Annotated in this window: 28 protein-coding genes and 1 pseudogene; 11 read left to right on the top strand and 18 right to left on the bottom strand. The window is 70.1% G+C overall.

The window, feature by feature from the left end; translation table 11 throughout:
- Positions 1 to 72: 72 nt before the first annotated feature.
- From ACFQZQ_RS14540 to ACFQZQ_RS14525, 4 genes are all read right to left on the bottom strand, one after another.
- The gene (locus tag ACFQZQ_RS14540) at positions 73 to 1,383 is read right to left on the bottom strand and encodes an aminotransferase class V-fold PLP-dependent enzyme (RefSeq protein WP_386813642.1); all 1,311 of its coding nucleotides are present in this window, start codon (positions 1,381 to 1,383) and stop codon (positions 73 to 75) included.
- A 658-nt stretch (positions 1,384 to 2,041) separates the two neighbouring features.
- A complete protein-coding gene (locus tag ACFQZQ_RS14535) occupies positions 2,042 to 2,416 on the bottom strand; it encodes a hypothetical protein (protein ID WP_386813641.1) in 375 nt (124 codons plus the stop codon).
- Between the two features lie 173 nt (positions 2,417 to 2,589).
- Positions 2,590 to 2,955, bottom strand: a complete 366-nt coding sequence (locus ACFQZQ_RS14530; protein WP_386813640.1) for a DUF1428 domain-containing protein — start codon at positions 2,953 to 2,955, stop codon at positions 2,590 to 2,592.
- A 203-nt stretch (positions 2,956 to 3,158) separates the two neighbouring features.
- On the bottom strand, positions 3,159 to 4,370 hold the full coding sequence (locus ACFQZQ_RS14525) for a GAF domain-containing sensor histidine kinase (RefSeq protein ID WP_386813639.1): 1,212 nt from the start codon (positions 4,368 to 4,370) through the stop codon (positions 3,159 to 3,161).
- 138 nt (positions 4,371 to 4,508) lie between these two features.
- On the opposite strand from ACFQZQ_RS14525, the gene ACFQZQ_RS14520 reads away from it, so the two are divergent.
- From ACFQZQ_RS14520 to ACFQZQ_RS14505, 4 genes are all read left to right on the top strand, one after another.
- Positions 4,509 to 5,201, top strand: a complete 693-nt coding sequence (locus tag ACFQZQ_RS14520) for a GNAT family N-acetyltransferase (protein WP_386813638.1) — start codon at positions 4,509 to 4,511, stop codon at positions 5,199 to 5,201.
- 240 nt (positions 5,202 to 5,441) lie between these two features.
- Positions 5,442 to 5,918: a hypothetical protein gene (locus ACFQZQ_RS14515; protein WP_386813637.1), complete on the top strand. Its 477-nt coding sequence runs from the start codon at positions 5,442 to 5,444 to the stop codon at positions 5,916 to 5,918.
- 217 nt (positions 5,919 to 6,135) lie between these two features.
- A complete protein-coding gene (locus tag ACFQZQ_RS14510) occupies positions 6,136 to 7,056 on the top strand; it encodes a methyltransferase domain-containing protein (protein ID WP_386813636.1) in 921 nt (306 codons plus the stop codon).
- A 475-nt stretch (positions 7,057 to 7,531) separates the two neighbouring features.
- Positions 7,532 to 8,578, top strand: a complete 1,047-nt coding sequence (locus tag ACFQZQ_RS14505) for a COG3904 family protein (RefSeq protein ID WP_386813635.1) — start codon at positions 7,532 to 7,534, stop codon at positions 8,576 to 8,578.
- A gap of 154 nt (positions 8,579 to 8,732) precedes the next feature.
- Here the strand turns inward: ACFQZQ_RS14505 and ACFQZQ_RS14500 are convergent, their stop codons facing one another.
- The 3 genes from ACFQZQ_RS14500 to ACFQZQ_RS14490 all read right to left on the bottom strand — a co-directional run bounded on the left by ACFQZQ_RS14500 (position 8,733) and on the right by ACFQZQ_RS14490 (position 9,814).
- Positions 8,733 to 8,960: an RNA-binding S4 domain-containing protein gene (locus tag ACFQZQ_RS14500; protein ID WP_386813634.1), complete on the bottom strand. Its 228-nt coding sequence runs from the start codon at positions 8,958 to 8,960 to the stop codon at positions 8,733 to 8,735.
- A 105-nt stretch (positions 8,961 to 9,065) separates the two neighbouring features.
- Complete coding sequence (locus ACFQZQ_RS14495; protein WP_386813633.1) at positions 9,066 to 9,371, bottom strand: GIY-YIG nuclease family protein; 306 nt, start codon at positions 9,369 to 9,371, stop codon at positions 9,066 to 9,068.
- Positions 9,372 to 9,472: 101 nt separating this feature from the next.
- A complete protein-coding gene (locus ACFQZQ_RS14490) occupies positions 9,473 to 9,814 on the bottom strand; it encodes a YkgJ family cysteine cluster protein (RefSeq protein ID WP_386813632.1) in 342 nt (113 codons plus the stop codon).
- A 205-nt stretch (positions 9,815 to 10,019) separates the two neighbouring features.
- Between ACFQZQ_RS14490 and ACFQZQ_RS14485 the strand changes: the two genes are divergently transcribed.
- On the top strand, positions 10,020 to 11,039 hold the full coding sequence (locus tag ACFQZQ_RS14485; RefSeq protein WP_386813631.1) for a fatty acid desaturase: 1,020 nt from the start codon (positions 10,020 to 10,022) through the stop codon (positions 11,037 to 11,039).
- Positions 11,040 to 11,159: 120 nt separating this feature from the next.
- Here ACFQZQ_RS14485 and ACFQZQ_RS14480 read toward each other — a convergent pair whose 3' ends face one another.
- From ACFQZQ_RS14480 to ACFQZQ_RS14455, 6 genes and pseudogenes are all read right to left on the bottom strand, one after another.
- Positions 11,160 to 11,561: a hypothetical protein gene (locus ACFQZQ_RS14480; RefSeq protein ID WP_386813630.1), complete on the bottom strand. Its 402-nt coding sequence runs from the start codon at positions 11,559 to 11,561 to the stop codon at positions 11,160 to 11,162.
- 78 nt (positions 11,562 to 11,639) lie between these two features.
- Complete coding sequence (locus ACFQZQ_RS14475; protein ID WP_386813686.1) at positions 11,640 to 13,388, bottom strand: hypothetical protein; 1,749 nt, start codon at positions 13,386 to 13,388, stop codon at positions 11,640 to 11,642.
- Between the two features lie 3 nt (positions 13,389 to 13,391).
- Positions 13,392 to 13,718: pseudogene (locus ACFQZQ_RS14470) on the bottom strand (toll/interleukin-1 receptor domain-containing protein); the annotation flags it as partial.
- Positions 13,719 to 13,836: 118 nt separating this feature from the next.
- Positions 13,837 to 15,639: a hypothetical protein gene (locus ACFQZQ_RS14465; protein ID WP_386813629.1), complete on the bottom strand. Its 1,803-nt coding sequence runs from the start codon at positions 15,637 to 15,639 to the stop codon at positions 13,837 to 13,839.
- Positions 15,640 to 15,723: 84 nt separating this feature from the next.
- Positions 15,724 to 16,395: a serine/threonine protein kinase gene (locus tag ACFQZQ_RS14460; protein WP_386813628.1), complete on the bottom strand. Its 672-nt coding sequence runs from the start codon at positions 16,393 to 16,395 to the stop codon at positions 15,724 to 15,726.
- A gap of 25 nt (positions 16,396 to 16,420) precedes the next feature.
- Entirely contained in the window at positions 16,421 to 16,912 is a 492-nt protein-coding gene (locus ACFQZQ_RS14455; RefSeq protein WP_386813627.1) for an RNA polymerase sigma factor, read from the bottom strand.
- Positions 16,913 to 17,139: 227 nt separating this feature from the next.
- Here ACFQZQ_RS14455 and dbpA point away from each other — a divergent pair, with 227 nt between their 5' ends.
- Positions 17,140 to 18,531, top strand: coding sequence for an ATP-dependent RNA helicase DbpA (gene dbpA, locus ACFQZQ_RS14450; RefSeq protein WP_386813626.1), 1,392 nt, complete (start codon positions 17,140 to 17,142; stop codon positions 18,529 to 18,531).
- 67 nt (positions 18,532 to 18,598) lie between these two features.
- Here the strand turns inward: dbpA and ACFQZQ_RS14445 are convergent, their stop codons facing one another.
- Entirely contained in the window at positions 18,599 to 18,994 is a 396-nt protein-coding gene (locus tag ACFQZQ_RS14445; protein WP_386813625.1) for a DoxX family protein, read from the bottom strand.
- A 189-nt stretch (positions 18,995 to 19,183) separates the two neighbouring features.
- Here ACFQZQ_RS14445 and ACFQZQ_RS14440 point away from each other — a divergent pair, with 189 nt between their 5' ends.
- Positions 19,184 to 19,525, top strand: coding sequence for a cupin domain-containing protein (locus ACFQZQ_RS14440; protein ID WP_386813624.1), 342 nt, complete (start codon positions 19,184 to 19,186; stop codon positions 19,523 to 19,525).
- A 20-nt stretch (positions 19,526 to 19,545) separates the two neighbouring features.
- Here ACFQZQ_RS14440 and ACFQZQ_RS14435 read toward each other — a convergent pair whose 3' ends face one another.
- From ACFQZQ_RS14435 to ACFQZQ_RS14425, 3 genes are all read right to left on the bottom strand, one after another.
- Positions 19,546 to 20,337: a general secretion pathway protein GspB gene (locus ACFQZQ_RS14435; RefSeq protein WP_386813623.1), complete on the bottom strand. Its 792-nt coding sequence runs from the start codon at positions 20,335 to 20,337 to the stop codon at positions 19,546 to 19,548.
- 3 nt (positions 20,338 to 20,340) lie between these two features.
- Positions 20,341 to 21,945: an ExeA family protein gene (locus ACFQZQ_RS14430; RefSeq protein WP_386813622.1), complete on the bottom strand. Its 1,605-nt coding sequence runs from the start codon at positions 21,943 to 21,945 to the stop codon at positions 20,341 to 20,343.
- 162 nt (positions 21,946 to 22,107) lie between these two features.
- Complete coding sequence (locus ACFQZQ_RS14425) at positions 22,108 to 23,049, bottom strand: DMT family transporter (protein ID WP_386813621.1); 942 nt, start codon at positions 23,047 to 23,049, stop codon at positions 22,108 to 22,110.
- 224 nt (positions 23,050 to 23,273) lie between these two features.
- Between ACFQZQ_RS14425 and ACFQZQ_RS14420 the strand changes: the two genes are divergently transcribed.
- Positions 23,274 to 23,474 (top strand): TfoX/Sxy family protein, encoded by a 201-nt coding sequence (locus tag ACFQZQ_RS14420; RefSeq protein WP_386813620.1) that lies wholly within the window; start codon positions 23,274 to 23,276, stop codon positions 23,472 to 23,474.
- 24 nt (positions 23,475 to 23,498) lie between these two features.
- Positions 23,499 to 23,633, top strand: coding sequence for a hypothetical protein (locus ACFQZQ_RS14415; protein WP_386813619.1), 135 nt, complete (start codon positions 23,499 to 23,501; stop codon positions 23,631 to 23,633).
- Between the two features lie 19 nt (positions 23,634 to 23,652).
- Here the strand turns inward: ACFQZQ_RS14415 and ACFQZQ_RS14410 are convergent, their stop codons facing one another.
- Positions 23,653 to 24,537: a LysR substrate-binding domain-containing protein gene (locus tag ACFQZQ_RS14410; protein ID WP_386813618.1), complete on the bottom strand. Its 885-nt coding sequence runs from the start codon at positions 24,535 to 24,537 to the stop codon at positions 23,653 to 23,655.
- A gap of 251 nt (positions 24,538 to 24,788) precedes the next feature.
- Between ACFQZQ_RS14410 and ACFQZQ_RS14405 the strand changes: the two genes are divergently transcribed.
- Positions 24,789 to 25,670 (top strand): DMT family transporter, encoded by an 882-nt coding sequence (locus tag ACFQZQ_RS14405; protein WP_386813682.1) that lies wholly within the window; start codon positions 24,789 to 24,791, stop codon positions 25,668 to 25,670.
- Positions 25,670 to 26,596, top strand: a complete 927-nt coding sequence (locus ACFQZQ_RS14400; protein ID WP_386813617.1) for a cyclase family protein — start codon at positions 25,670 to 25,672, stop codon at positions 26,594 to 26,596. Before ACFQZQ_RS14405 ends, ACFQZQ_RS14400 begins: the two co-directional genes overlap by 1 nt.
- Positions 26,597 to 26,650 lie beyond the last annotated feature (54 nt).

Raw genomic sequence — 26,650 nt, 5'->3', positions numbered from 1 at the left:
CACCACATCCTACGAATGGTTTGATGCCACTTCGGAAGTGAACCTGACCCCGTTCCTGGCGACGTCCGCCGCTCAGCCTGTCAGCGCATGCACCGCTCGGGCGGCGCGCTCCACTTCGGTCGGTGTGTTGACCAAGCTCGGGGCGAGGCGCGCATAGGTGACCGCGTACGGGCTGGTGCTGGCGATGATGCGTTGGGCGAGCAGGCGTTTCACCACCTCCTGCGGCGTCAGTCCGGCGACCTCGAATGCGACCAGCCCGGCCGAAAGGTCGCCCGACATCGGCGTATGCACGGTGACCTTGCGATCCTCGGCGAGGCTGGTCTTGAGCTGGTCGTTGAGGCTGCGGATGCGCGCGGCGACGCGGGCGCGACCCATCTGCCGGTGCATGGCGAACGCGGCGGCCATCGCCCACTGATGTTCGAAGGCGTGGAAGCCACCGGGCGTCATCCGGTTGGCATTGTTCGGCGTGCCCAGTGCGCGATCCTGCAGCCAGGCTTCGTAGCTCTCCAGCTCGCTGAAATTCGGGATGGTCGGGCGCAGCCGCGCCCAGTTGCCGGCGTTGGCCCAGACCAGGCCGGTGCCGCGTGGGGCGAACATCCACTTGTGGGTGCCGGCGCAGAAGTAGTCGGCGCCCATCGTCGCGATGGTCTCGTCCACGGCGCCGATGCCGTGCACGCCATCCACCACCAGCAACAGCTCCGGGCGACGCTGGCGCAACGCCGCGGCCAGTTCACGGATCGGCAGGCGGATGCCGCTGCTGGAATGCACCCAGGTCAGGCCGACCACGCGCGTCTTCGGCCCGAGGCCCGCGAGCAGGCGCTCGACAAGGCGGTCGGTGGTCGCGGTGGCCGCGTCGTCGAACAGCGCAATCTTGCGCATCGTCGCCCCGGCGCGTTCGCTCGCGAGCCGGATCGATTCGTGATGGGAGTAATGGTCGTGGGTCGTGCACAGCACCTCGTCGCCGGCGCGCAGCAGCAGGCCGTGGTACACCAGCGCCAGGCCCTCGGTGGTGTTGCGGGTCAGGCAGACCTCCTCGGTGCGCCCGCCGAGGTAGCCGGCGACCTCGGCCTGCACCCGCAGCGGCAAGTTGGACGCGTCGCCCTCGAACATGCCGTGCTCGACGACCTGGAACGGGTTGCGGTCGATGGCGCGGCGGTAGCCGTCGATGGCCGCCCGCACCGGCGTCGGGTGGCTGGCGATGAAGAAGCTGGCGAAGTGCGCGAACGCCGGGTCGAGGTCGAATTGGGCGCGCACGCCGTCCCAGTCGGACAGGTCGGGCAGTGCCGGGGTTTCGGTGGCGAGCGCGGCCAGGAAGGAAGGCAGCACGGCGGTGGCGCCGAGCGCGGCGGGGGCGGCCAGGAACTGGCGGCGCGACATGGACATGGCAGCTGTTCTCCCATCGCAACCGGGAGGCGCGATATCGCCGATAACGCGCGGATCAGGGGAGTGCGGTCAGGGGCAGGCGGCACAGGGACTGGGGTGGCGGAGGGCATGGATGGGGTCCGCGACTGCATCGATGGGGTCCGTGACCCCACGCTTGGGATCGGCGACTGCATCGACGGGGTCCGCGACCCCGCGCTTGGGGTCGGCGACTGCATCGATGGGGTCCGCGACCCCACGCTCGGGGTTGGCGACTGCATCCGATGGGGTCCGCGACCCCTCGCTTGGGGTTGGCGACTGCATCCCATGGGGTCCGTGACCCCACGGTCGGGGTCGGCGACTGCATCCGATGGGGTCCACGACCCCACGCTCGGGGTCGGCGACTGCATCCGATGGGGTCCGCGACCCCACGTTCGGGGTCAGCGACTGCATCGATGGGGTCCATCACCCCACGCGTGGGGTCGACGACTGCATCCGATGGGGGTCCCGACTCCATGCTTGGGGTCCGCGACCCCATCGATGGAGCCCGCGACCGGACGCGGTCGCCGTCCCGGCCTTGCCGCGCCCGGGTTCCGGCGCGGCCGCTACATCAGATGCCGCAGCTCCGGCAGGTACCTCTCCGCCGAGCCGGTGTTCACCGCCACCACCGGTTTGCCGCGGCTTACGGCTGCCTCGCCAGCAGCCACGCCAGCGCCGGCAGCCGGTGGTTGAAGCGGCGGAAGGGCACGCCGCGCGCGGAGGTCAGATTCTCGACGGTCGGGTCGATCTGGCTGGTGTTTTTCGCCACATAGGCGACGCGGGCGTCCCGGTCGACCGTTTCCCGGGCCACGCGCGAGGCGAACTGGTTGCTGGCGGCGAAGGCGTCCGGCACGAACTGCGCGTCGCGCAGGTCCATCAGGCAGCGGCGAAAACCGGCTCGCTCGGCGGCGACGGCCAGCTGCTCCAGCACCTGCGCGCGCTCGGCGACGCTTACCGCGCCGGCATAGCGCACCTCGAAGTATTTCGCCTCTTCATGCACACGTATTTCGAACGACATCCCACACCTCTTGCGCTGTGCCCGCAGATTAGCGATCCGGGGCGCCCGACAGGAAGTGAAGGAAGTCCCGCCCGGCTGCCTCGTCCACCGCGACTGCTGCCGGTGGCGGCGGGTCGAAGCCCGCGCCGCGTGCGGTTACCCACCGGCCTGCCGGCGTTCGAACGAGCGCCGGCTCAGGCTTTCGCGCCCAGCTCGACCACCGGCGCGAAGCCGCCGTAGATCAGGCGCATGCCGTCGAACGGCATCGGGTTCACCTCGGGTTTCAGCCGCGGGTCGTGCATCGCCTTGGCCATGCCGGCGTCGCGGGTGGCCTGGTCCGGCCATTCGATCCACGAGAACACCACGGTCTCGTCCTCCTTGGCCTGCACGGCGCGGCGGAAGTCGGTCTGCTTGCCGTCGGGGACGTCGTCGCCCCAGCACTCCAGGATGCGGGTGGCACCGTACTCCAGGAATACCGAGTCGCCCTGGGTGGCGTGGTCGATGAACTTCTGCTTGTTGGCGGTCGGGACCGCCAGCACGAACCCGTCGATGTACGGCATTGCGCGTCTCCTCGGTGGTGGGATTCACGCCTGCCAACTTGCCCCTTCACGGGTTAAGACCGGGTAATTCGCCAATTGCGGCAGACGCGCGGGGTAACTCGTCCCCGGGTCATCGAGGCGTGCAGGCTGCGCCTGCGCCGGTCGCGGAGGAATGCGGCTCGCGCGTGCCGGCATATCGCCAGCCGGGGCCGCGTGCGCCGCGCTCAGGCAGCTGACGCGAGCGTGGTCGCCGAGCGCGGCACGATCACGGCGAACGTCGAACCCGCGCCGGGCTGCGAGGCCACGGTCAGGCCGCAGCCGAGCAGGTCGGCGGTGCGCTTGGCGATCGACAGGCCCAGGCCGAGGCCGTCGCTGCTCGGGTCGGCCTGGCGGAACTCGTCGAAGATGCGGGTGAGCAGATGGTCCGCGATGCCGATCCCGGTGTCGGTGACCTCGATCCGCACGTGGCTGTCGGCGGGGATGCAGTCGATGCGGATCGCGCCGTGTGGCGTGTACTTCACCGCGTTGCCGACCAGGTTGTCGAGCACGGTGCGCAGCATGCCGGCGTCGCTGTCGACGCGCAGCGCGCAGGGTGCAACCGCGAACTGCAGGCCTTTGCGCTGGGCGATGTAGCTCCAGGTGTCGCGCACCGCGTTCAGCACCTCGTCCAGCGGCAGCGCGGCAAGCTCGGCCGGGTCCTGGTCGGCGTCCTGGCGCGAGGCCTGGGCCAGGCGCGACAAACTGGTGCCCAGTTGCTGCGCGGCGGCCGAGGCCAGGCCGAACTGCTCGCTGTCGCCGGCATCCGCCATCTGCGCGCGCAGGCCGTGGATCACCGTGGTCAGCACGGTCAACGGTTGCATCAGGTCGTGGCCGGCCACGGCCATCAGCCGGCTGCGGTAGCGGCGGCCGCGTTCGGCGTGCAACAGCGCGCGGCGCAGTTCCAGCTGCGCCATCGCCTGCCGTGCCAGCGCGCGCAGCACGCTGCGTTGCTCGTCGCTGAGCTGGCGCGGCTGGGTGTCGAGCACGCACACCGTGCCCAGCGCGTGCCCGGCCGAGGTCTTGAGCAGCGCGCCGGCGTAGAAGCGCAGGTACGGGGCGCCGGTGACCAGCGGGTTGCACTGGAAGCGCGCGTCTAGGGTGGTGTCGGGAACCTCCATGAAATCCGCTTCGAGGATCGCGTGCGCGCATAGCGACGTCTCGAGCGGCGTTTCGCGCACGCCCAGTCCGATTTCGGACTTGAACCACTGCCGGTGTTCGTCGATCAGGTTCACCACCGCGATCGGGGTGTGGCACACCAGCGAGGCGATCCGGGTGATGTCGTCGAACGCGCCTTCCTCGGGCGTGTCGAGGATGCCGTACGCGCGCAACGCCGCGATGCGCGCGTGCTGGCCGGGCGGCGGCAGGGCGGCGAGGGTGGTTGGCGGGGGTCGGTTCAAGGCGTGACCGCGGGTGAAGTCGAATCCGCAGTCTAGCCGGCGGCCGCTTGCCCACGGTGCGCAGCGTGCGCAAAGCTGAATGCGGCGGCGATAGGATGACGCTTCCGCCTGCGCGCGAACGCCGCCGAGATGTCCTCCATGAACGCCCATCCGCTCGACAACCCGATCTGGGAGTCGCTGGCCAGCCGCCACCGCGCGCTGGCATTGCGGCACGGCGACGTCGCGCGCTACCCGGCGCCGGTGGCGCCGTTCCTCGGCGTGGCGAAGGCCGGCATCGACGCGGCCGCGGCGCTCGAGGCGCTGGTGGCGCCGGAGGATTCGGTGTTCCTGCTCGGGCCGACGCCGGCGGTGGCGGAGGGCTGGCAGCTGCGGCACCTGGCGATGCTCGCGCAGATGGCCTGCACGCAACCGCTCGCCGAACCCGACGGCCCGGGGATCACCGAACTGGGCGAGGCGCACCGCGCCGACGTGCTGGCGCTGACCGCGCTGGTGTACCCGCACTACTTCCGCCCGCGCACCATGGCGCTGGGCCGCTACTTCGGGATCTACCTGCCCGATGGTGCCGGCGACACGCGGCTGGCGGCGATCATCGGCGAGCGCATGGGCACGGACGACTGGCAGGAGATCAGCGCGGTCTGCACCCACCCCGACTTCAACGGCCGCGGCTACGCGCGGCACCTGCTCGCGTGGCTGTCGAACGACGTGCTCGCGCGCGGGCGCACGCCGTTCCTGCACGTGAGCCATGACAACGCGCGCGCCAAGCAGCTGTACCAGCAGGCCGGCTACCACTTCCGCCCAGACATCGCGTTCTGGTCGCTGCGCCGTGGCTAGGCAGCGGGCGCTGGGTGTCCGGCCGCGACCCGCCCTCAATCCAGACCGGTCCACGCACGGGTGAACGGCGACGCTGTGCCGTGGCAACCGCAACGATGGCTGGCGCGGCCGCAGCGATGGGCTCATGGGAGCGATCGAACGCAAGGCGGCGCCGTCGCAGAACTGACATCAGGGCGACACATACTTCACGCGGCCGACGGAGACACGACCATGGTGAAAAGAACGGTGTGGGGTTGGAGCGTGGCGCTGCTGCTGGCGTCGACGACTTTCGTCGCGATCGCACAACCGCCTTACGTCAACATCGAGCAGGGGCTGTCGGCCGATCAGCTGCATGCCACCGGCCTGGACACGTTGTCGCCGGCACAACTGGAGGCGCTGAACCGCCTGTTGCGCGACAAGGCGGGTGCTACCGCGGAGGCCACGACCGCCGCGGATGCCGTGCGCCCATCGGCGCAACGCGAACGGCCGCCTTCGTCGTACATCGGACTGGACGACCAGCCAATCCGCAGCCGCCTGAAAACGCCGGTGGCGGGCTGGGAGCCGGGCACCGTGTTCGAGCTGGCAAACGGCCAGCAATGGAAGGTGCTCAAGGGCCGCATGACACTGCGCAAGCCGCTGGACCCGCCGCAGATCGTGGTCGTGCCGGGCGTCGCCGGGCGCTGGTTCCTGCAGGTCGACGAGGACCTGCCGAAGGCGCGGGTCTACCGGATCGACTGAGGGCTGCGCCGCCCGCGTAGCCGAATCGCGCACCCGTGTGGGCGGGCAGCGGGCGCGGGTTTGGGCCACCCGCCCGCCGCGGACCGCCCTCCACGGTGCACGCCGCGATGGCCGATCGCCCCGGTTTCGGACGTAGTCCACTACGACCCGGCTGCGAGCCGGGACGATACCGGCGTGGCCGCGGCGCGGACCGGTTCACCGAGGGGCGGAGAGCAGCATGTACACAGAGAGCCTGGGCAAGGACGCGGTCCGGTTCACCAAGGCGGTGGCGACCAACCAGTTGGCGCGGTTCGCACCCAAGCTGTACCTCAACCTCAGTCACGAGACCGGTCGCGGCGAGGAAGACAGCAGCGATGCGAGCCAGAATGCCGAGTATTTCCGGCGCTGCTTCGACGACTACCGCCACCGGCTCGGCTTCGACGTGGCGCAGTTCGAGGCGTTCCTGCGCGGCAAGGCGGTGCTCGAATACGGCCCCGGCGACGTGCTTGGCGTGGCCCTGCTGCTGTATGCGCACGGGGCCGACTACGTGCATTGCGTCGATCGCTTCGCGCGCGAGAAGGCCACCGCGAAGAACATCCAGACCTACAAGGAGCTGCTCGACGGGCTGGAGCCCGCGCAGCGCAAGCGCGCCGATGGCGCGTTCAACGACTTCGGCGACCCGGCCAGCGGTTTCAACCCGAACCGGGTGCGCTACTCGGTGACCCGAGACGGCCTGATCGGCGAGAAGAACGCCTACGACGTGGTGATGTCGCGCTCGGTGCTGGAACATGTCAACTGCCTGGACAAGACCATCGGCGACATGGCCGCCACCTTGCGGCCCGACGGCATCGCGATCCACAAGGTCGACCTGAAGAGCCACAACCTGGACCGCTACCTGCCGTTCGACTTCCTGACCTGGCCCGAGTCGATCTACCAGCTGATGCACAGCCACAAGGGCCGCCCCAACCGCTGGCGCGTGGACAAGTACAAGGAAGTCGTGGGCCGTTCCGGGTTGCGCTTCCGCACCCTGGTCGATACCGGGCGGCTGGAGGCCGACAAGATCGAGCGCATCCGGCCGAAGCTGGCGGCCACCTTCCGCGACGTGCCGACCGACGAACTGTCCTGGCTGGGCTTCTGGATGGTGCTCGAGCGCGCCTGAGTCGCGCGTCCGGACGAACCGCAAAGGCCCGGTGAACCCGGGCCTTTGTTTTTTCTTCGGTGTCGGCCAAGTCCCGCGCGACCGCGCGGAACTCAGAGCAGCTTGGTGCCTGGTCGGCGATCGCCAGCCAGCCGTTGCGGTGGTGGCGGCAGGTCACGCCGATCAGCGCGCGCGGGTAGACTGGGTCGGCCGGATCTCCTAGACCATCGCGACCGGTACGCACACCGCCCGGCGACCAATGCCGTGGCGCTACGGCGCGGCCCGATGGCCGATCGCGCCGCTCGCGCCCGTGACAGCAGGAGAGGGACCGCAGCGGCTCGCTCCCATTCAGCACCGGCGGTGGGCCGCATACGGGCTGAAATGTTCATCGCCCGTTGGGGCCGGCTGCGGCCGGGGCCACTAGACTGGAAACCACTTGTTCACGGATGCCGCGCGCACGGCCTGCGCGCCGGCTAAGCGGATGTCGATGCGACGCATGTGCAAACCCCGGTTCTGGCTGACCGCCTCGGCGCTGCTGGCGTGGTCGCTGCTGGCAGCTTGCAGCCGCCAGCCTGGGTCGTCGGAGGACCCCGCGGCGGCGGCCAGGGTGGAAGTGGCGACCAGTGCCGACCAGGGCGGCGCGGTGAGCGCCGCGCAGGTCGAAGCCAAGCCGGTCCCGGCCGACGTGATGAGCGGCACCAACTGGCCGCCGGCGCAATTGGGTGCCGGCGAGGCGTGGATCGGCTGCAGCGCCGACGCGTCCGAAACCGACAACGGCCAGCCACTGCACTCGCTGGAATTCTTCGCCCTGGTCGACGCGCTGACCCCGTGCCGCGACGCCGGGGTGGTGCGGCTGCGCTACGTGGGCAAGATCGACGCCGGCTTCACCGCGCTGGTCGAGCGGGTGGCGGCGATGGCCACGCGCATGGACATCGACACGCGCCTGCTCGATATCGATTCGGCCGGGGGCCAGGTCGAGGACGCGATGCGCGCCGGCGACGCGATCGGCGCCGCGCACTGGGCGATCCAGGTCGGCGACCAGGCGGTCTGCCACAGCGCCTGCGTGCTGGTGCTGGCCGCGGGCGACACCCGCACGATCGCGGGCAAGGTCGGCATCCACCGCATGGTGCGGATCGGCTCGACCGCGACCTCGCGGCGCGAACTCAGCCAGGAGCTGCGCGACGTCTACGCGCAGATGAAGGATTACCTGGAGCGCAACGGCGCCGCCGTGGCCGTCGCCGACCTGATGATGACGGTGCCCAACCGCCAGCTGCGCATCCTCGGCGACGGCGAGCTGGCCCAGTTCGGCCTGCAGGGCACCAACGCCGCCCAGGACGACCTGGAGCGCATCCAGCTGACGCGCAAGTGCGGCGACGAGTTCGTGCGGCGCAAGGACGCATTCGCGCAGGCGTTCGACGCCGAATGCGCGACCCCGAAGCAGGCGCTGGAAGCGATGAACGATTGCGGGATCGCGCTGCGCGAGCGCTTTGGCTTCCCGGACGCGAAGTGCCCTTCGGAAGGCCCGTTGGCGCGGTATCAATAGGGCGGGTTTCAACCCGCCATCGCCATCCCCAGGAACTGTAGGACGGGTTTCAACCCGCCGTCGCCACGTTCGGCGTCCCGACGTGGCGGATGTCGATCCGGAGTTGTGGTGCCTCGCGAGCTTGCGGGGGCGGGATGGCGGGTTGAAACCCGCCCTACGCTGCGGCGCCCACTCGGATCTCCACGTCGCCCAGCTGCACAAGCTGGCCCGCGTGGATCTTGCAGGTCTTGCGCAGTTCGACCGCGCCGTCGACGCAGACAGCGCCGCTGGCCACGATGGCCTTGCCGGCGCCGCCGCTGTCGCACAGCCCGACCAGCTTCAGCAGCTGGTTGAGCTCGACGAAGTCGCGGCCGGGGTCTAGTTCGAAGTCGACGGACGGCATGGGAGGGCGGCTCGGTGGCGACGGCGGGCGTGCAGGGTCGCAGCGGCGCGACCGCTTCGCAAGGACGGCACACCGGGTCGCAAGTGGACTCTCAGGCCGGATTCGTCAGGCTGGTTGGTCGAGCGCGGCCGGCGCCATCCCCGCCAGCAGCGCCGGCGACGCGCTCGGATCCGCACACAACGCGCGCTTCTGCACCGCCGTGAGCTGCTTGATCGCGTACTCGACGCGGCTGGCCGACGCGCGATCCGGGTAGCCGAACCGCGCGAGCACGCGCTCGGGCGGGTGGGCACGGGTGTAGCGCGCGCCCTTGCCGGCGGCGTGTTGCGCGTAGCGGCGTTCGACGTCGACGGCGATGCCGGTGTAGAGGCTGCCGTCGCGGCATTGCAGCAGGTAGACGTACCAGGCGGACATCGCGTCAGGGTAGCCGGCCCGCCGCGGGTTGGCGAAGCGCGACCAACGCGGGCCGCGGCAGCGCGTGCTTCAGCCCGGCGCGCTTCAACGCGGCGCGCGCTTCAGCACAGGACGATGGGGATGCCCGCTTTCGCCAGGTCCGGCCATTTCTCGCGCTCGGACAGGCAGTACGGCCCGCCCATCGCGAAGCCCCGGCAGATGTACGGGCGTTGCTCGTAGATCGAGCATTGCATCGTGTCCAGATCCAGCGCCGCGCACCAACCTTCCTCGCCGCGCGCCATCACCTCCAGGTCGCGCTCGTCGCGGGTGATGAAGCGCGCGGGCACCACGTCGTCGGGCATCAGCACCACCAGCAGCCGGCAGCACACCGCCTGGCAGTTGCTGCAATGGACGCTGGGGTCGATGACCGGCTCGTAGACCGGCGTGACGCGTGTAGCCGACATGGGCTGGTGGATCCGCGTCGTGGAATGGCGCTAGTCGCACGAGTCTACGCCCGGTGCGGTGACGGCCCCTTCCGTGATGGTGGTTGCTGTTCAGCGTGAACCGCGGCCGGTGAATTGCTGAATGAGCAAGCCCATACGCCTGCGCACGTCATTGCCGTGGCCTCGGCCGGGCCGGACAATGCAGGTTCCAGTTGGGAGATGCCCTTTGAGCACCGCCGTCGAACCGCAGTCCACCGTCGTCAACCTGCGCAAGCTGTGCGCAAGTTTCGCCAAGCCGCACCTCGGCCGCGCGGTGTGGCAGTTGATCAACACGCTGCTGCCATTCGCCGCGATCTGGGCGCTGATGGCGTGGAGCGTGGTGGCGCAGTGGGGCTATGGCTGGACGTTGCTGCTGGCGTTGCCAGCCGCCGGCCTGTACGTGCGCACCTTCATCATCCAGCACGATTGCGGGCATGGCTCGTTCTTCGCCAACCAGCGCGCCAACGACCTGGTCGGCCGCTGCCTGGGCCTGGTCACGCTGTTCCCGTACGGCTACTGGAAGAAGACCCACGCCGTGCACCACGGCACTTCCGGCAACCTCGACCGCCGCGAGATGGGCGACATCGAGACCCTGACCGTCAGCGAGTATCAGTCGCGTGGCTGGTTCGGTCGCCTGTGCTACCGGTTCTACCGCAGCACCCCGGTGCTGCTCGGCATCGGCCCGATGTACCAGTTCGTGATCAAGCACCGCTTCCCGTTCGACCTGCCGTTCTCGTGGAAGAAGGAATGGGCGAGCGTGCTGCTCAACAACGCGATGCTGCTGCTGGTGGGCGGTGCGCTCGGCTTTGCGATCGGCTGGCACACGGTGCTGCTGGTGCATTTGCCGATCGTGCTGATCGCCGGCGCGCTGGGTGTGTGGCTGTTCTACGTGCAGCACACGTTCGAGACCGCTTACTGGACGCGCAAGGAAGACTGGGATTCGAACCAGGCCGCGGTCGCGGGCAGCTCGTTCTACGACCTGCCGAAGGTGATGCACTGGTTCACCGGCAACATCGGCTACCACCACATTCACCATCTCGCCAGCCGCATCCCCAACTACCGTCTGCGCGAGGCCTATGAGTCGAGCCCTCTGCTGCAGGCCGCGCCGAAGCTGACGATCTGGTCGAGCCTGAAGTGCGCGGGCCTGAAGCTGTGGGACGAGGAAAAGCAGCGCATGGTCGGGTTCCCGAAGCGCGTGCGCGCCTGATTGCAGGGCGTCATTGAATCAAACACGAAGCGGGCTACGGCCCGCTTCTTGTTTGTGGCGGCACGAGATGGACGAACGCCCGTCGATTGGACCGGATAGGTCCTCGTCATGCAGCGCCCGTTACCCCGGCTTGTTGCTGATCGGGGGATCGCAACGGAAGGTGCAGTTGGCTGTGGAGTCGCGCACGATGATGCCGTAGCTGCTGTCCTCGCTTTGGGTGTCGATGTCGGTGATGACGGCGATGTTTGGGGTGGCGCCCCACGCCCAGGACAGCTGGTTCCCGGGGTCCGGGCCGAATACCACGTTGTTGACCTGATAGCGCGGATCGCCGCCCGCGGTAACGGTGATCGTGCCGCTGCCAGACCCGGTGGTTTCCTGCACGCCGCCGGCGCCGTCGGTGCCGCCGCTGTACTGGTAGCTGTAAACCGCGCCGTTGCTTGCCGTCGTGTCGGTGTAGCCGTTGCCGGGGGGTGGGGGAGCGGCGGAATTGCGGATATCCAGGGACACATTGACGTTCGACATGGGTAACTCCTCGTGGGTGATGGCCGTTCCGGGCCGGGTGGGCAGGGGGATCTGCCGGTCCAATCGCATCGAGTACATTCAAAGCGCGGCGACGCCCCGCGACGACGGCCAGGGCCTCAGCGGCACATAGCCGGCAGTGGCGAGTCGTAGCTCGTGTGGCCGGGCCTGTTCGCTGCGACCCAACTGGTGCAGCGCGCGTACCAAGGGGTCGAGGCGCTCGAACGGCAACGCCGTGCTGGCGTCGGCCATCAGCAGGTGCTCGGCCTGTTGCCAATGAATCCGTGCGGCGTCGTGGTTGTTCGCCAATAGCGCGGCTTCGCCGGACAACAAACGGCTGCTGGCCAGGACCAGCCGCAATGTTTCGCTCGGGTCCGCTTTCCACGCGGGTTCGAGCCGTGCCAGCGCTTGGGTCAGATGGGTTTTCGCGAGAGCGGTATCGCCACGCGAAAGCGCCAGCTGTGCCTGCAGGTTGTGGGCTTTCGCCAGCCAGAGCAGCACGCGCTTGTTTTCCGGTTCGACCTTGTGAGCGTTGGCGACGATGGTGGTGGCTTGCGTGGCTAGCGCGTCGGCCGCTGCAGCGTTTGCTGCCTTCGCCAGTTGAGCCTGCCACCAGCGGCAAATCCCGGGGGTGACTTGCCAGGAGTTGTTGGTTGGATCCTGGCGCGCCAAGGCGTCGCTCAACGGAGCCGCGAGGTCGATGCTTGCGCGGGCGGCGTCCAGTTGTCCCCGCTGAGCTTGTGCATCGGCCAATAGCAACAGTGCGTCGACCAGTTCTTCCTGCCAACGCGCATTGTCTGGCTCGGCCATGCGGTTGCGGGTGTGACCGTCCACTTCTTCGCGAAAGGAAGCTTCTGCTTCCTTCAATCGCCCTTGACGCATCAGGAGCGTGCCGAGCCATGACGCCACATTGGAGGCCTCGAAACGCAAGGCGGTGTCGTCTGCGTGGTTCGGCATCCAGCGGCGATACAGTGCCAACTCGTCCCTCAAGGCGCGCTCGGCCTGCGCGTAACGCCCCAAACTCTCGTCGAGCACGGCGAGGTTGTGGTGGCCGTAAGCCACTTCCCGTTGCCAAGCGAACTTGTCGGTGTCCCGCGCAGCCAACTTGATCGCGCTATCGCGATACTTGCGCAGCCACACGCCAGCTTCGTCTTGACGACCCTGTTGCAGGGCGACCGCGCCGATCCAGTATTCCGCTTGGGCAAGATCGAACAGTCGCTGGCCATCCGCAGGTTGGCGCTCGTGCAACGCGGTGCTGCGCGCATGCGCCTCGCGGAACGCGCGCATCGCGGCGTCGTGCTTGCCCTCGTTGAGCCGCACCTCGCCGATCCCGGTCAGCGAGCGCGCCTGTTCCTCCAGCGCGCGGTCGGACAGGTCGCGCGGCTTCAGCGTGGCGAAGTAGCCGATGGCCTTGTCGTCGACCGCGCGCATCAGGTCCAGCCGGCCGACCGTGGTCAGCTTCTTGCGCAGGTCGCCGAGCATGAAGCCGAGGATGTCCTCGGCCTGCGCCTGCCGGCGCTGTGCGTCGTTGCGGGCGACGTACGCGGTCGCGGCCAGCGCGAGCGCGATCGCCATGCCGGCGACCGAGGCGGCGGCGATCAGGGTCAGCTTGCGGTTGCGGCGCTGCGCCTCGCGTTGCGCGAGCGCGTCGTAGCCCACTCCCAGCAATCCAGCGACCAGCTTCAGGAACGCGCGCTCGCGGCCGTCGCCCTCGCGGCGCGCATCGGCGGCCAGCGGCTCGCGCGGCCTGCCGTCGGCGCCGGGCTGCAGCAGCGCCGGTGGGAAGCAGTGCTGGGCCGGATCGGCGCTGCCCGGCACGCCGGCGACCACGAAGCACAGCACCCGATCGCCGCGGCCGCTGGCGTGGAACGCTTCGACCTCGGCATTGACCCAGCGCGACTGCGCCGCGGCCGGCGAGCAGATCACGATCAACGCCGTGGAGTCGGCGAGGGCTTCGCGGATCGTCGCGCCGAGGTCGCCGGCCGTGGGCAGCTCCTCGCGGTCGCGGAAGCAAACGCCCAGGCGGCGCCCGATCTCGCCGTACGCACCTTGCGTGCCAACCAGTCGCGATGGCACCCGGTAAGTCTCCAGGCGCCGCAGCAGCCAGCGCGCCCAGGCGGCGTCGGCATGGCTGTAGCTAAGGAAAGCACCGAATCGCATGGGGGAGTGCCTCGGTCGCGGAGGTTCAAACGCCGCCCGCCGATTGCACCGGACACGCAGCCCGCTGTCGGCGCGTTGCAGTGACGACCGGCGCCGTTGCAAGCGCCCGCGCGCGAGCTCAGATCCGCGAATGCTGCAGCGGCCGCTCGCGGTGCATCAGGGTCCACTCGGCGTGCTCGGTGAGCGCCGCCTCGCCCAGCGCACGCAGGATCCGGCGTTTGTCCTGCACGCCCGCGCAGGTCTTCAGGCGGCGTTGCGCGGCGCCGAAGATGCGTTGCATGAAGCGGTACTGCTTGATCAGTTCCTTGTCGGCCTTCTTGTAGGCGTAGGCCTCGTGCACCGCCGCGGCCACCGACAGGATGCCCATGATCGCCACCAGCGTTTCCTTGAGGTGGTCGTCGAACTGGCGCGCGAAGATCGCCAGCAGCGCGCTGATGCCGACGCCGAGCCCGACGCACAGCAGGCCCAGCAACTCCGCGCGGCTGTGCACACGCGCGCGCCGCGCGGCGGTGAGCGCGTAATAGTGGAGCTGGCCGCCGGCCTGCGGCGTGCCGATCCAGTCGTCGATCACCGCATCGACCTGGGCCGCGCCCGGGGCCTCCGGCACCAGCATGCCGTCGAGGCTGGCGCCGCGCATCACGTTGCGGATCCAGCCCAGCCCCACGTCCTGCTTCTGCAGGAAATTGTCGTGCGCGAAGGTCGGCGTGTTGAGGTCGACGATGCCGGCGCGGCGCCAGTACGACTGCACGCGCAGGCCTTCGGCGAGCGCGCGGTAGTCGAGGTACTTGCGCTGCCACTCGCGCCGGCTGGCGAGCAGCATCACCCCCATGCCGATCAGGAACAGCGCGAGGAAGCCGTAGATCACCAGGTCCTGCGCGGCGACATGGGTGTAGGTGAAGAACGCGACGCCCATCAGCGCCGCCAGCAGGTAGGTGATGCGCAGCACGCGCGTCACCCGCCGCTGGTAGGTGCGCGCGAGCCAGTCGGCAATCCCGAACACGCGCTGGATCGGGCAGGGCGCGGGGTCGGGCAGGGTGGACGCTTGGGCGGCGATGGGCGTGGCGTACTTGGCGGCATCGGCGTTGAACCCGGCCTGCCTGCGGAACATCAGGTCGAACGCCGGCGGCAGCTCGGCGCTGGCCTGGACGTCCTCGGCGGTGGTCAACCAGCGCGGGCGCGGGTCAGGCGTGTCCGGGCTGCCGTTGCGGCCGGTCGGGATGTGGTGGATCAGGGTTTCCTCGTCCAGCCCGAGCAGGGTGGTCGCGGCGCGGCGCCGCTCGATCTGCCCGGGCATCTCGCCGTGCAGGTGGAAGCGCACCACCTGCGCGGTGCCGCCGAGCCGGTCGGAATCGCGGCCGTCCCACAGCGCCAGCAGGATGTGGCAATGGCTGGAAATGAAGATCCCGGCCTGCGCGTACTGCTGGTCGCGGGCCAGGCCCGGGGTCGCGACCGACTCCGGGCTGGCACCGTGGCGCAGGGGCAAAGTGAGGACTTCGGCTTGCTGCAGCTGCCGCTCGAAGATGGCGAGGCTGTGGGGCTGGTCGAAGTCGTCGCGATACAGGTCCACCGGCATCGGCAACGGCGCGATCACGCGCAGGCCCAGGTCGAGCGCGACCTGCGCGGCGAGCTGGTCGCTGCCCTCGGCCAGCGACGACACCAGCACCAGCGGCAGCTGCGGATAACGCGCCTGCAGGCCAAGCAGGAAGCCGCGCACCTTTTCCTGCAGGGCCGGGAGTTCGGATTCGCGCAGCTTGCGGTGGCCGGTGACGCCGATCACCAGGCCGGTGGCCGGAGCACTGGAGCCGATGCGATTGGCCATGCGGTGTGCGCGCGCCTTGGGCGGCACGTGGCCGCGAGTCTCCTTGGCGAACGGTGGCGCGCCGGCGTGCAGGCCATTCGGCTGCGCCTGGTCAGGCGGCAAGATTCTGGCTGCGCGGGCCGATCCGTCCAGGGGAGCGGGCCGGGGCTCGTTCCCTGGGTGGGCTGTGAACGGCCCGGCGCGGCGTCACTCTTTCTCGAATTGCGCGATCTCGTCGAGCGCGCGCTGCGCCTTGCGCAGACTGCGGCCGGTGACTGCGTCGTCCATCGCCTGGGCCAGGCGCGGGCGGCTGGCGTGGCGGGACCAGCGGTGGAACCACCAGGTCGCGAGCAGCCCGCCGACGCCAACCAGGGCGCTGATCCAGATGAACTCCGGCGCCTGCATCAGCAGGTCGCGCCCGTCGAAACCGGCCAGCACCACGATCACCGGCAGCCACAGCAGCCACCACGCCAGGCCGACCACCATCCCGGAGACCACGTAGAAGCGCCGCAGCTTGGCCAGCTGCTTCTGGATCTCCAGCACCGGCGCGGCGTAGTCCAGGCCCGACATCAACCCCAGGGTGATCCCGGCGGCAACGATGCAGGCCACGCCGTAGGCGTGGACCACTATCCCCGAGACCAGCACCGAGGCCGGCAGGTCGCGCGTGCCGATCCACAGCGCAGCGGCCAGCAGCACGAACAGCGCGCCGAAACCGATCTGCGCCACCTGCCCCCAGAACAGCGGACGCAGGTGGGAGCGGGCCTTGTCGAGCTTGCCGTCGCGGAGCAACTGCAGGTTGAGCGCGTTGCCCTGCTGCAGCCGGCGGTCGAGCGCCTGCCAGGTGGATTTGAGTTCGTCGAGTTCCATGATCGTGTCCATGTGGGTGGGCCAGTGGTGGGCGGGATCAGAGTTCGGTACGGATGCGTTGCCGCAGGCGGCTGAGCTTGGTCGCGACGTTGCTTTCGCTGATGCCGAGGATCTCGGCGCTCTCGCGGTGGCTGTGGTCTTCCAGGTACAGCAGCAGCAGCGCGCGGTTGAGCGGGTCGAGCCGGGCAATGAAGGCCTGCAGGGCGCGCAGCTGCTGGCCAGCCTCGTGATCGATGTCGACGGCGGCGACGTCGTGCAGTTCCTCGTCCAGCGGCACGCTGTACCGCTGGCGCAGGCTGTGGCCGCGCACGAACGAGATCGTCACGTTCAACGCCACCCGGTACAGCCAGGTCGGGAAGCTGCGCGCCGGGTCGTAGCCCGGGAACGCGCGCCAGCCCTGCGCGGCGATCTCCTGCGCCAGGTCGGCGCGGTCGTCCGGGTGCCAGGCGTAGGTGTTGGCGACCTTGAACACGATCTTGCGATGGCGTTCGAGCAGGTCGGCGAACTGCTGGCGGGCATCGGTCGGCATGCGGGCGGCCCGCGAGGACGCGGGCTGGGGCGAGGTCGGATTCATTGAAGTGTGCGCGAAGTCCACGGCTTGCATCCGGCGGTCACGGCGATTGCCCTTGTCGACCCATGATTCGCACCGGGGCGCGAAACATCACAGTCGCGTCTCGGGGCCGGACAGGCATCGACGCGATAGCGGCCGGGGGCTGGCTGAGTCCGCGCTCAGGCCAATGCTGCGATCATGGCGGCATGAACCCGCTTGCCCCCGATTCGTTCTCCTCGCTGGCGCTGGCGCCGGCCCTGCTGCAGGGCATCGACGCCTTGGGCTACACCCAGATGACGCCGATCCAGGCGCAGAGCGTGCCGGCGATCCTCGACGGCCGCGACCTGATTGCGCAGGCGCCGACCGGCAGCGGCAAGACCGCGGCGTTCGGGCTGGGCCTGCTGCACCGGCTCGATCCCCTCAAGATCAAGACCCAGGCGCTGGTGCTGTGCCCCACCCGCGAGCTCGCCGACCAGGTCGCCAAGCAACTGCGCAAGCTCGCGGTCGGCATCCCCAACCTCAAGGTCTCGATCCTGTGCGGTGGCATGCCGCTCGGGCCGCAGCTGGCGTCGCTGGAAACCCACGACCCGCACGTGGTGGTCGGCACGCCCGGCCGCATCCAGGAGTTGCTGCGCAAGAAGGCGCTGCACCTGGACGGCGTGCGCACGCTGGTGCTGGACGAGGCCGATCGCATGCTCGACATGGGCTTCGAGGAGCCGATCAAGGAGATCATCGGCAAGACCCCGAAGACCCGCCAGGGGCTGCTGTTCTCGGCGACCTTCCCCGACAACATCCGCGCGATCAGCAACGCGATGCTGCGCGATCCGCTCGAGGTCAGCGTCGCCGGCGCGGTCGAGCAGCCGCTGGTCGAGCAGGTGTTCTACGAGGTCGAGCCGGCCAGGAAGTCGCCATTGCTGGCGGCGTTGCTGCTCGAGTACCGGCCGGAGTCGGCGGTGGTGTTTTGCAACATGCGCCGCGACACCGAGGAGGTGGTCGGCTCGCTCGCGCACTATGGCTTCTCGGCGCTCGCGCTGCACGGCGACATGGAGCAGCGCGACCGCGACGAGGTGCTGGTGCGGTTCGCCAACCGCAGTTGCAGCGTGCTGGTGGCCAGCGACGTCGCCGCGCGCGGGCTCGACGTGGCCGACCTGGCCGCGGTGATCAACTACGAACTGCCGACCGACCCGGACGTGTACGTGCACCGCATCGGCCGCACCGGCCGCGCCGGCAAGGGCGGGGTGGTGCTCAACTTGTGCAGCCCGCGCGAGGTCGCGCGCGCCGACGCGTTGCAGGCCATCCAGGGCGCACCGCTGAAGTGGCTGCGCGCCGCGCCGCTGGCCGGCAAGGCGCACAACGTGCCGGCCGCGGCGATGACGACGCTGCGCATCGACGCGGGCAAGACCGACAAGCTGCGCCCGGGCGACATCGTCGGTGCCTTGACCGGGACCGCCGGCCTGCCGGTCGAGGCCGTCGGCAAGATCGACGTGTTCGCGACGCGCTCGTACGTGGCGATCGCGCGCCACAAGGCCGAGCAGGCGTTGACGCGCCTGCGCGAGGGCAAGATCAAGGGCCGCAAGTTCCGGGTCAGCAGGATGTAACCGGTGGCGATGCAAAAAAAAAGGCCGGCGATTGCCGGCCTTTTTCGTGGGTGGCGTTCGACTCCGACTAGCGGCCGTTGACCCCATAACGACCCGGGCCCAGCAACGCGATCGCGACCGCCGTCACCAGGAACATGCCCTGCAGTTCCAGTGCCCAGCCGCCCTGCTGGTTGAGCTGGCCCAGCTCGCCCATGTGCACCAGCACGATCGCGACCAGCATGTTGAACGCGACCAGCACCGCGCCGATGCGCGCATGGAAGCCGGCGATCAACATCAGCGGCGCGATCACCTCGCCGACCAGCACGCCGTAGCCGAGGAAGCCCGGCAGCCCTTGCGCCTCGACCATGCCGACGATGCCCGCCATGCCGCCCTTGAGCTTGGCCACGCCGTGCAACAGGATCAGCGCGCCGAGCACGAGGCGCAGCAGCAACTTGCCGAGGTCTTGCTGGGTGTTCTGGTTCATCCGGTTCCCCTGGTGGCCGATGGTGGTGTGAATGGATCGCCGCGAAGGATAGACGCGTCGTGCGCGCGCGGCGTGCTGCGCTGCGCCACGCTACGGCGTTTCCACCGGCGCCTCGCCTGCATCCGGCATTGACGCCCGATCCGGCAAGGTCGACCCGTCGCGAGGGCCACGACGTGCGGGAGGCGGTGCATGCGCAGCAAATCGCTACGGTTCGGCGAGGGGTTCCGGGTCGCGTTCGACGTGCGCAAGGCGCAGGCCGCCGAGATGGTGCTCGCGCCGGGCGCCAGCGAAGGCGGAGCGGACAACCGCCACCGCGGCGCCGACCAATGGCTGTACGTGGTGTCGGGCAGCGGCGTGGCGATCGTCGAGGGACGGCGCGTGCCGTTGAAGGCCGGCACCTTGCTGGTGATCGAGCGGCGCGAACGGCACGAGGTGCGCAACACCGGCCGCACCCTGCTGAAGACCTTGAACTTCTACACCCCGCCGGCGTTCGATGCGCAGGGCGATCCGGTCGGGCCGGGACGGTCCTAATGCACGGGCTCGGCAGTGCGCTAACGCAGCGCGAGTTTCAGGCGGCGGCCCGCCCAGGCGATCACCACGCCATCGGCGGTGATTTCCTCGATCACCGCCTCGCCGACGCGATCGCCTTCGCCGCTGCGCTGACCGTCGATGATCACGAAGCGCTGGTTCGGTGCGGATGCCCACATGTGCATGCTGATCTTGAGCGGCGGCAACTGCCGGCGCTCGCCCGCGGACAGGTCGGACAGGCGCAGGGTGCCGGGCGCGTCGGGCGCGGCAACGATCGCTGGCGCTGGCGCTGGCGCGGGCGCGGACGGCGGAGCGACGGGTTCGGCAAGCGGTGGGTCGGCGGCCGGTACGGGGGGCGGTACGGGGGTCGGAGCGGGTCGCGGAGGCACGGCGATGGCGACCGGCGCGACCAGCGGCGGGGCTGGCTGCGAAGCGGCGCCTGCCGGTGGCGGCGCGGTGGCGGCTGGCATCGCCGCGGTGGGTTCGGCAGCGGCCGCGCGGGTGGGCGCGGGTGCGTCCGTCGCGGCCACGCGCGCCGGCGACGGGTCAGCCATCGGCGATTGCTCGCCCATCTCGGCGGGCCGCTCCGCCTGCCGCGCGAGCGGCGGATCCCCAGCGCCGCTCGGCGACCACAACCCGCGCGCAAGCCACGTCACCAGCAGCACCACGATCGCCGCCAGCGTCCACCACAACCAGCGTGGTGCGTGCACCGCGCGCGGCTGCGCCACCACCACCGGCTCGGCGAACAGGTCCGGCGCCTGCGCGCGGCGGCGCTCGGCTTCGGACTTGCGCAACGCATCGAGGATCATCGACATCGCTTAGTCCAGCACTCGTTGCAGGCGCGGGCCGGAGTCGCGCGCGGCCAGGGCCATCAGGGTTTCCGGACCGACCACGCCGTCGCTGGCCAGCCCGCGTGCGGCCTGGAAGCGGCGCAACGCGTCGCGTATCGACGCGTCCGGCGGCGGCGCCGCGTCGCGCGCGAGGTACTGCGGCGCGAGCCGCTCGCGGACCCAGTCGGACGCCGGCCCGGACGTGCCGGAGGGAATGCCGTCGGCGAGGTGGGCCGGTGCGCGCCACAGCGCGAGGTAATCGCCGCGCCAGACACGCTCGAGCGCGATCCGGTCGGTGTCGAACGTCGCACCGGCCAGCCACAGGCGCACGTTCACCGCATCGGCACCGAGCAGCAGCGCCCACGCCTCGCGATCGCCGTGGCGCAGGCGCAGCAGCACCGGCCGACCCTGCGCGGCAATCTTGTCCAGGCCGCCCCACGCGCGCAGGCAGTACAGGCCCGGCGCGGGTGACGGCGCGCACGTCGCGGCGTCGGCCGCGGCATCGGCGGGCACCTGCCAGTGAGCGAGCAACTGCCGGGTGGCCGGCAGCGGCGACGGGTCGGCGGCCGCCACGCGCGCGGCGAACGCGTCGGCATCCAGTACCGGTGTCGCCGGTTTCAGCGCCTTCGCGTGCTTGGAAGGAACCGATGCTGCCGGCGCGCGCGCGACCGCCTCGGGCGCCGGTCGCCACCACAACGCGAGCGCGGCGAGCGCGACCGCGGCGAGCCCCGCGGCCGCGTAGCCCCACCACGGCCGGTTGCGCGCCGGCGCCAACGCCTCGCGCGCGGCGCGGTCGACCCAGCGTTCGTCGAGCGTGCTGCGGTCGCTGGCGTAGCCGCCCAGCAGCGCGCGTTCGGCGACGACGTTGATCAGCCGCGGCACGCCACCGGCGTGCGCGTGGATGCGCTTGACGGCGGCGGCGGTGAACGGGAAATGGGTGCCACCGGCGGCGCGGTAGCGGTGGCGCAGGTAGTGGCCGGTTTCGACTTCGCTGAGCGGCGTCAGGTGGTAACGCGCGGTGATGCGCTGCGCGAGCTGGCGCATGTCGGGCCGCGCCAGCAGGGTGCGCAACTCGGGCTGGCCGATCAGGATGATCTGCAGCAACTTCTGGGTGTCGGTTTCCAGGTTGGTCAGCAGCCGCACCTGTTCGAGCGCATCGCGCGACAGGTTCTGCGCCTCGTCGATGATCAGCACCACGCGCAGGCCCTGCGCATAGGCGTCGAGCAGGTAGGCGTTGAGCGCGTCGACCAGCGCCTTGAGGCTGCCGCGGCGGTCGCCTGCCGCGCCGCCGGCCAGGTCGATGTGCAACTCCTCGCAGACGGTCTCCAGCAGCTCGACCGGTGACAGCCGCGGATTCAGCACCAGCGCGGCGCGCGTGTTCTCCGGCAGTTGCTCCAGCAGCAGCCGCGACAGCGTGGTCTTGCCGGTGCCGACCTCGCCGGTCAGCTGCACGAAGCCGCCGCCGCCGCCCTGGCCGATGCCGAACAGCAGGTGCGCGAGCGCATCCCGGTGGCGCTCGCTGAGGAACACGAAGCGCGGGTCGGGCGTGATCGAGAACGGCGGCTCGGTGAGGCCGTAGTGCTCGTGGTACATGCGCGGACCGGTGGGGGACGGGCGGTTAGCGTGCCACGGTTTTCCGGAATCCTGGAATCGGAAAGGGACGGCCCCGGTAGATCCGAGCCTGCTCGGATCACGCTCCGCGTCATCGGCCAACAGCAATCCGAGCAGGCTCGGATCTACAAGAAGCGGCGCGCGCTACTCCGCCACGCCCTTCGCCTCAGCCGTGGCCAGCACCTCGGGGTGCTCGATCGGCCGTGGCCTGCCGAGCAGCGGGTGCACCAGCACCGCGAGCAGGATGATCGCCACGCCGAGGTAGAACTGCACGCTCAACTCGCGCTGCTCGCCCAGCAGCACGATCGCCAGCACGATCGCGTAGACCGGTTCGAGGTTGATCGCCAGCTGCGCCGAGAACGCGCTCATGTGCCGCAGCGCGACCAGCGACAGCGCGAACGGCAGCAGCGTGCAGGCCAGCGCCAACACCAGCAGCCCGGCGGCGTCCTGCGCGCCGGGCCACGCCAGCAGGTCGCCGGCGAACGCAGGGAAAAGCACCGGCATCAGCGGCGCGAGCACCGTCAGCGCCAGCGTGCCGGCGCCCAGTTCGATCGCGGTCACGGTGAGCGGGTCGCCGTGCTCGACCAGGCGCTTGTTGAGCGAGCCGAAGAACGCGACCAGCAACGCCGACAGCGCGCCGACCGCGATCCCGAGCCGCATGGAGTCCGGAACCCCGCCGACCACCATCGCCACGCCCGGCAGCACCGCGATGCCGAGCGCCAGTTCGCGCTTGGAGAAGCGCGTGCGCGCCAGCCACGGCTCGACCAGCGCGGTGAACACCGTCGCCAGCGCGATGCAGGTCGCGCCGACCGAGGCGTTCGACAACTTGATCGAGCCGTAGAACGTCAGCCAGTGCAGCGCCACCAGCACGCCGATGCCGGCGTAGGACCAGATCAACCGCGCCGGCATCGCCCGCAGCCCACGCCACACGCGCGGCACCAGCGCCAGGGTCGCGACCACGATCAGCATCCGCCACCACACCAGCGGCAGCGCCGGCAGCGTGATCAGCTTGCCGAGGATCGCGGTGAATCCCCACAGCACGACGCAGAAATGGATCTGCAGCTGGGCCTTGCCGGTCGGGGTCATCGGGTTGCCAGCGGTGGAGTGGCGGCATTATCGCCATGGTCGACGGGGCCGTGCACGCGGCGTCCGGAGCGTGCCAAGCTCGCCCACGGTGCGGCGCGCGGCAGGATCGCGTGCGCTGCCGGCGCCGCTGCGGCGTAACGCGGCTTCGCCGACCGGCCTGTTGCCGGTGGTCGGTGCGTTGCTGGTGTTGTGGATCGCCTACTGGAGCGCATGCCGAGCCGCCGATGAGTGACGACTTCATCACCTACCTGCAGGACCTGTTCGCGCCGCTGGGCGAGCTGTCCGCGCGGCGGATGTTCGGGGGCTACGGCCTGTACCTGGACGCGGTGATGATCGGCGTGGTGATGGACGACGGCCTCTACCTCAAGGTCGACGCGGCGACCCGGGCGCAGTTCCAGGCCGCCGGCAGCGCGCCGTTCGTCTAAGACAGCGGCGACAAGCGCATCACCATGAGCTACTGGTCGGCGCCCGAGGCGGCGCTGGACTCGCCGCAGGCGATGCTGCCGTGGGCGCGGCTGGCGCTGCAGGCGGCGCTGCGCAAGCCGGTGCCGGCGTCGAAGGCCGGCTCGGCGCCCTCGCGCTAGCGCGCGGACGCTGCGTCGATCAATCCACCGGCACCGCCAGCAGCCAGTCGAGGAACACGCGCGCGGCCGGGCGCAGCGGTCGGTGCGCCGGGTAGACCACGTAGTAGTTCCAGCGCGCGGGGACGCCGGGGCCGGGCAGGCGCAGCAGCCGCTTGGCCGCCAGGTACGGCGCGGCGACGCGCTCGCGCGCCAGCGCCGCGCCGAGGCCGAACGCGGCCGCGTTGAGCGCGTCGGTGGCGTCGCTGAAGCTGTAGCGCTCGTCGAGGTTGGTGCCGTGCACGCCGGCGGCGCGGAACCAGTCGTGCCAACCCTGCCGCGACAGGTCCGACACCAGCGGCAGGCGCGCCACGTGCGCGGCCTGCGTGATGCGCGCGAGGCCGGGGAACGCCGGCGAGGCGACCGGGAACAGGGTGTCGCCCATCAGCAGGTGCGCGCTCAGGCCCGGCCAGTGGCCGGGGCCGTGGCGGATGGCCAGGTCGGCGCCGCCCTCGTCGAAGCGGGTCAACGCGATCTCGGTATCGAAGCTCAGCCGCAGGTGCGGGTGCGCCGCGGCGAACAGCGGCAGGCGCGGCAACAGCCAGGTGTAAGCCAGCGAGTGCAGGGTCGACACGCGAACCCGGTCGCTGTCGTCGCTGGCCGCGCGCAGGCCGCCGAGCACGCCTTCCAGGTCGGCCATCGCGGTGCTGGCCGCATCGGCCAGCTGCCGACCCTCCGCAGTCAGCGCCACCCCGCGCGCATGGCGCTGGAACAGGACCACCCCGAGCCGCGCCTCGAGCTTGCGCACATGGTGGCTGACCGCGCTGGCGGTCAGGTGCAGCTCCTCGCCGGCATGGGCGAAGTTCTGGTGGCGCGCGGCGGATTCGAACGCCGCCAGAGCCGACAGCCAATCGGGACGCAGTGACATGGTTAGCCTCAAATCTGGCTTGTGCCTGGCGGCGAAAGTATGCGCTTGCGCCGGCAACCCGCGAAACGACAATGGGTGCCTGGCTGTAGCCAGATTCTTGTCGCGACGGTGCGGCGCTCAACTCCGGGAAGCTCACCGGTAATGAGGTCGACGTGCCTCTGGTCGGCTCCAACTCACTGCGGTGGCCGCCTGACCCGGCAGGCGCGAACTTCACCTCCCACTTCGAGTCCTCCATGCGCGCCACCGAATCGATGACCCTGCCGTTGCCCACGCCTGCCGTCCGCCAGTGGGTCACGCCGTTGGAACTCGGCGTGCTCGGCGCGATCTGGGGCGCGTCGTTCCTGTTCATGCGCGTGGCGGCCAAGGACTTCGGTGCCACCCCGCTGGTCGAGATGCGGCTGGCGCTTGGGGCGCTGGTGCTGTTGCCGTTACTGTGGCGCGACCGCGCCGCGTTCCCGCGCAAGCTGTGGCCGAAGCTGGCCTTGATCGGCGCGATCAACTCGGCGATACCGTTCGTGCTGTTCGCGTGGGCCGCGCAGCGCGCGCCGGCCGGGATCGGTGCGATCAGCAACGCGATGACCGTGTTGTTCACCGCTCTGGTCGGGTTCCTGTTCTTCGGCGAGAAGATCGGCGCGCGACGCGCGGGCGCGCTGCTGGCCGGCTTCGCCGGCGTGGTCGTGCTGGCCAGCGGCAAGACCGCCGGCGCGAGCGTCGGCTGGGCGGTCGTGGCCGGCGCCAGCGCGGCGTTCCTGTACGGCATCGGCATCAACCTGGTGCGCCGCCACCTGGGCGGCCTGCCGCCGGCGGCGGTCGCGGCGTCCACGCTCGGCAGTGCGGCGCTGCTGACCTTGCCATTCGCGATAGCGCAGTGGCCGGCCACGTCGATCCCCGCGGCCTCGTGGTTCTCCGCGGCGATGCTCGGCGTGCTGTGCACCGGCGTCGCGTTCGTCATGTACTACCGCCTGATCGCGCGCATCGGCGCCAGCCGCGCGGCGACCGTGACCTACCTGGTACCGCTGTTCGGCGTGGCCTGGGCGTGGATGCTGCTCGACGAGCCCTTGACCTTGAGCATGGGAATCGCCGGCGCGTTGATCCTGGGCAGCGTGGCCTTCAGCCAGCGCGGGGCGAAGTGATGGGCGGCAATGCGTCGGAGCGCATCGACAAGCGCGTCGTGTTCGACTTCGAGATCGCGTTCACCAACGGCGGCGGCATCCAAGGTCAGGACTTCCGCCTCGACATCGACGGCGACGACATCGCCGATGCGGCGTTGGTCGATTACATCGTGGACGACCTGCGGCTGCTGATGGTGGGCCCGGCACGGATCCTCAACAAGCGGGTCATCGTCGAGGCGCACAAGCGCAAGGATGACGGCGCCTTGCTTACGCGGCGTGCCTACGTCGACCTGAGCCACGTCATCGAGGACGGCCTGGTGACCTACCCGGGCCTGCCCGCGGCGCGCATCTGCGATTACCTCAGCCGCGAACGTTCGCGCGAGATCTACGCGCCGGGTACCGAGTTCCAGATCGCCAAGATCGAGATGGTGGGCAACACCGGGACCTACCTCGATTGCCCGTTCCATCGCTACGAAGACGGCAAGGACCTGGCGCAGATCGCGCCAGAGGCGTTCGCCGACCTGGACGGCATCGTCGTGCGCGCCGATCACCGCAACGCGCGCGCGATCGATGCGGGCTTCTTTCGCGACAAGGAGGTCCGCGGTCGCGCCGTGCTCGTGCATACCGGTTGGGACGCGCACTGGACCACGGCCGAATACGCCCACCAGCACCCGCATCTGACCGAGGACGCAGCGCTGTACCTGCGCGATTGCGGCGTGCGCCTGGTCGGCATCGATTCGATGAACATCGACGACACCAGCCGCGATGACACCCACGGCAAGTCGCGGCCAGTGCATTCGACGTTGCTCGGGGCCGACATCCTGATTGTCGAGCACCTGTGCAACCTGGCCGCATTGCCGGACGAGGGCTTCACCTTCAGCGCGATCCCGCCAAAGGTGCGTGGCGTGGGCACGTTCCCGGTGCGGGCGCTGGCGCGGTTGGGCTGATTCCACGCGCTCTCGCTGCAAGACGCCCCTCTTTGGAAAAGACGGGTCGGGGAA

Source organism: Lysobacter koreensis (assembly GCF_042677045.1).
In the GTDB taxonomy this organism is placed as follows: domain Bacteria; phylum Pseudomonadota; class Gammaproteobacteria; order Xanthomonadales; family Xanthomonadaceae; genus Lysobacter_K; species Lysobacter_K koreensis.
Note: the sequence above shows the minus strand (reverse complement) of the source record. Positions and strands in the feature narration are given on the sequence as shown.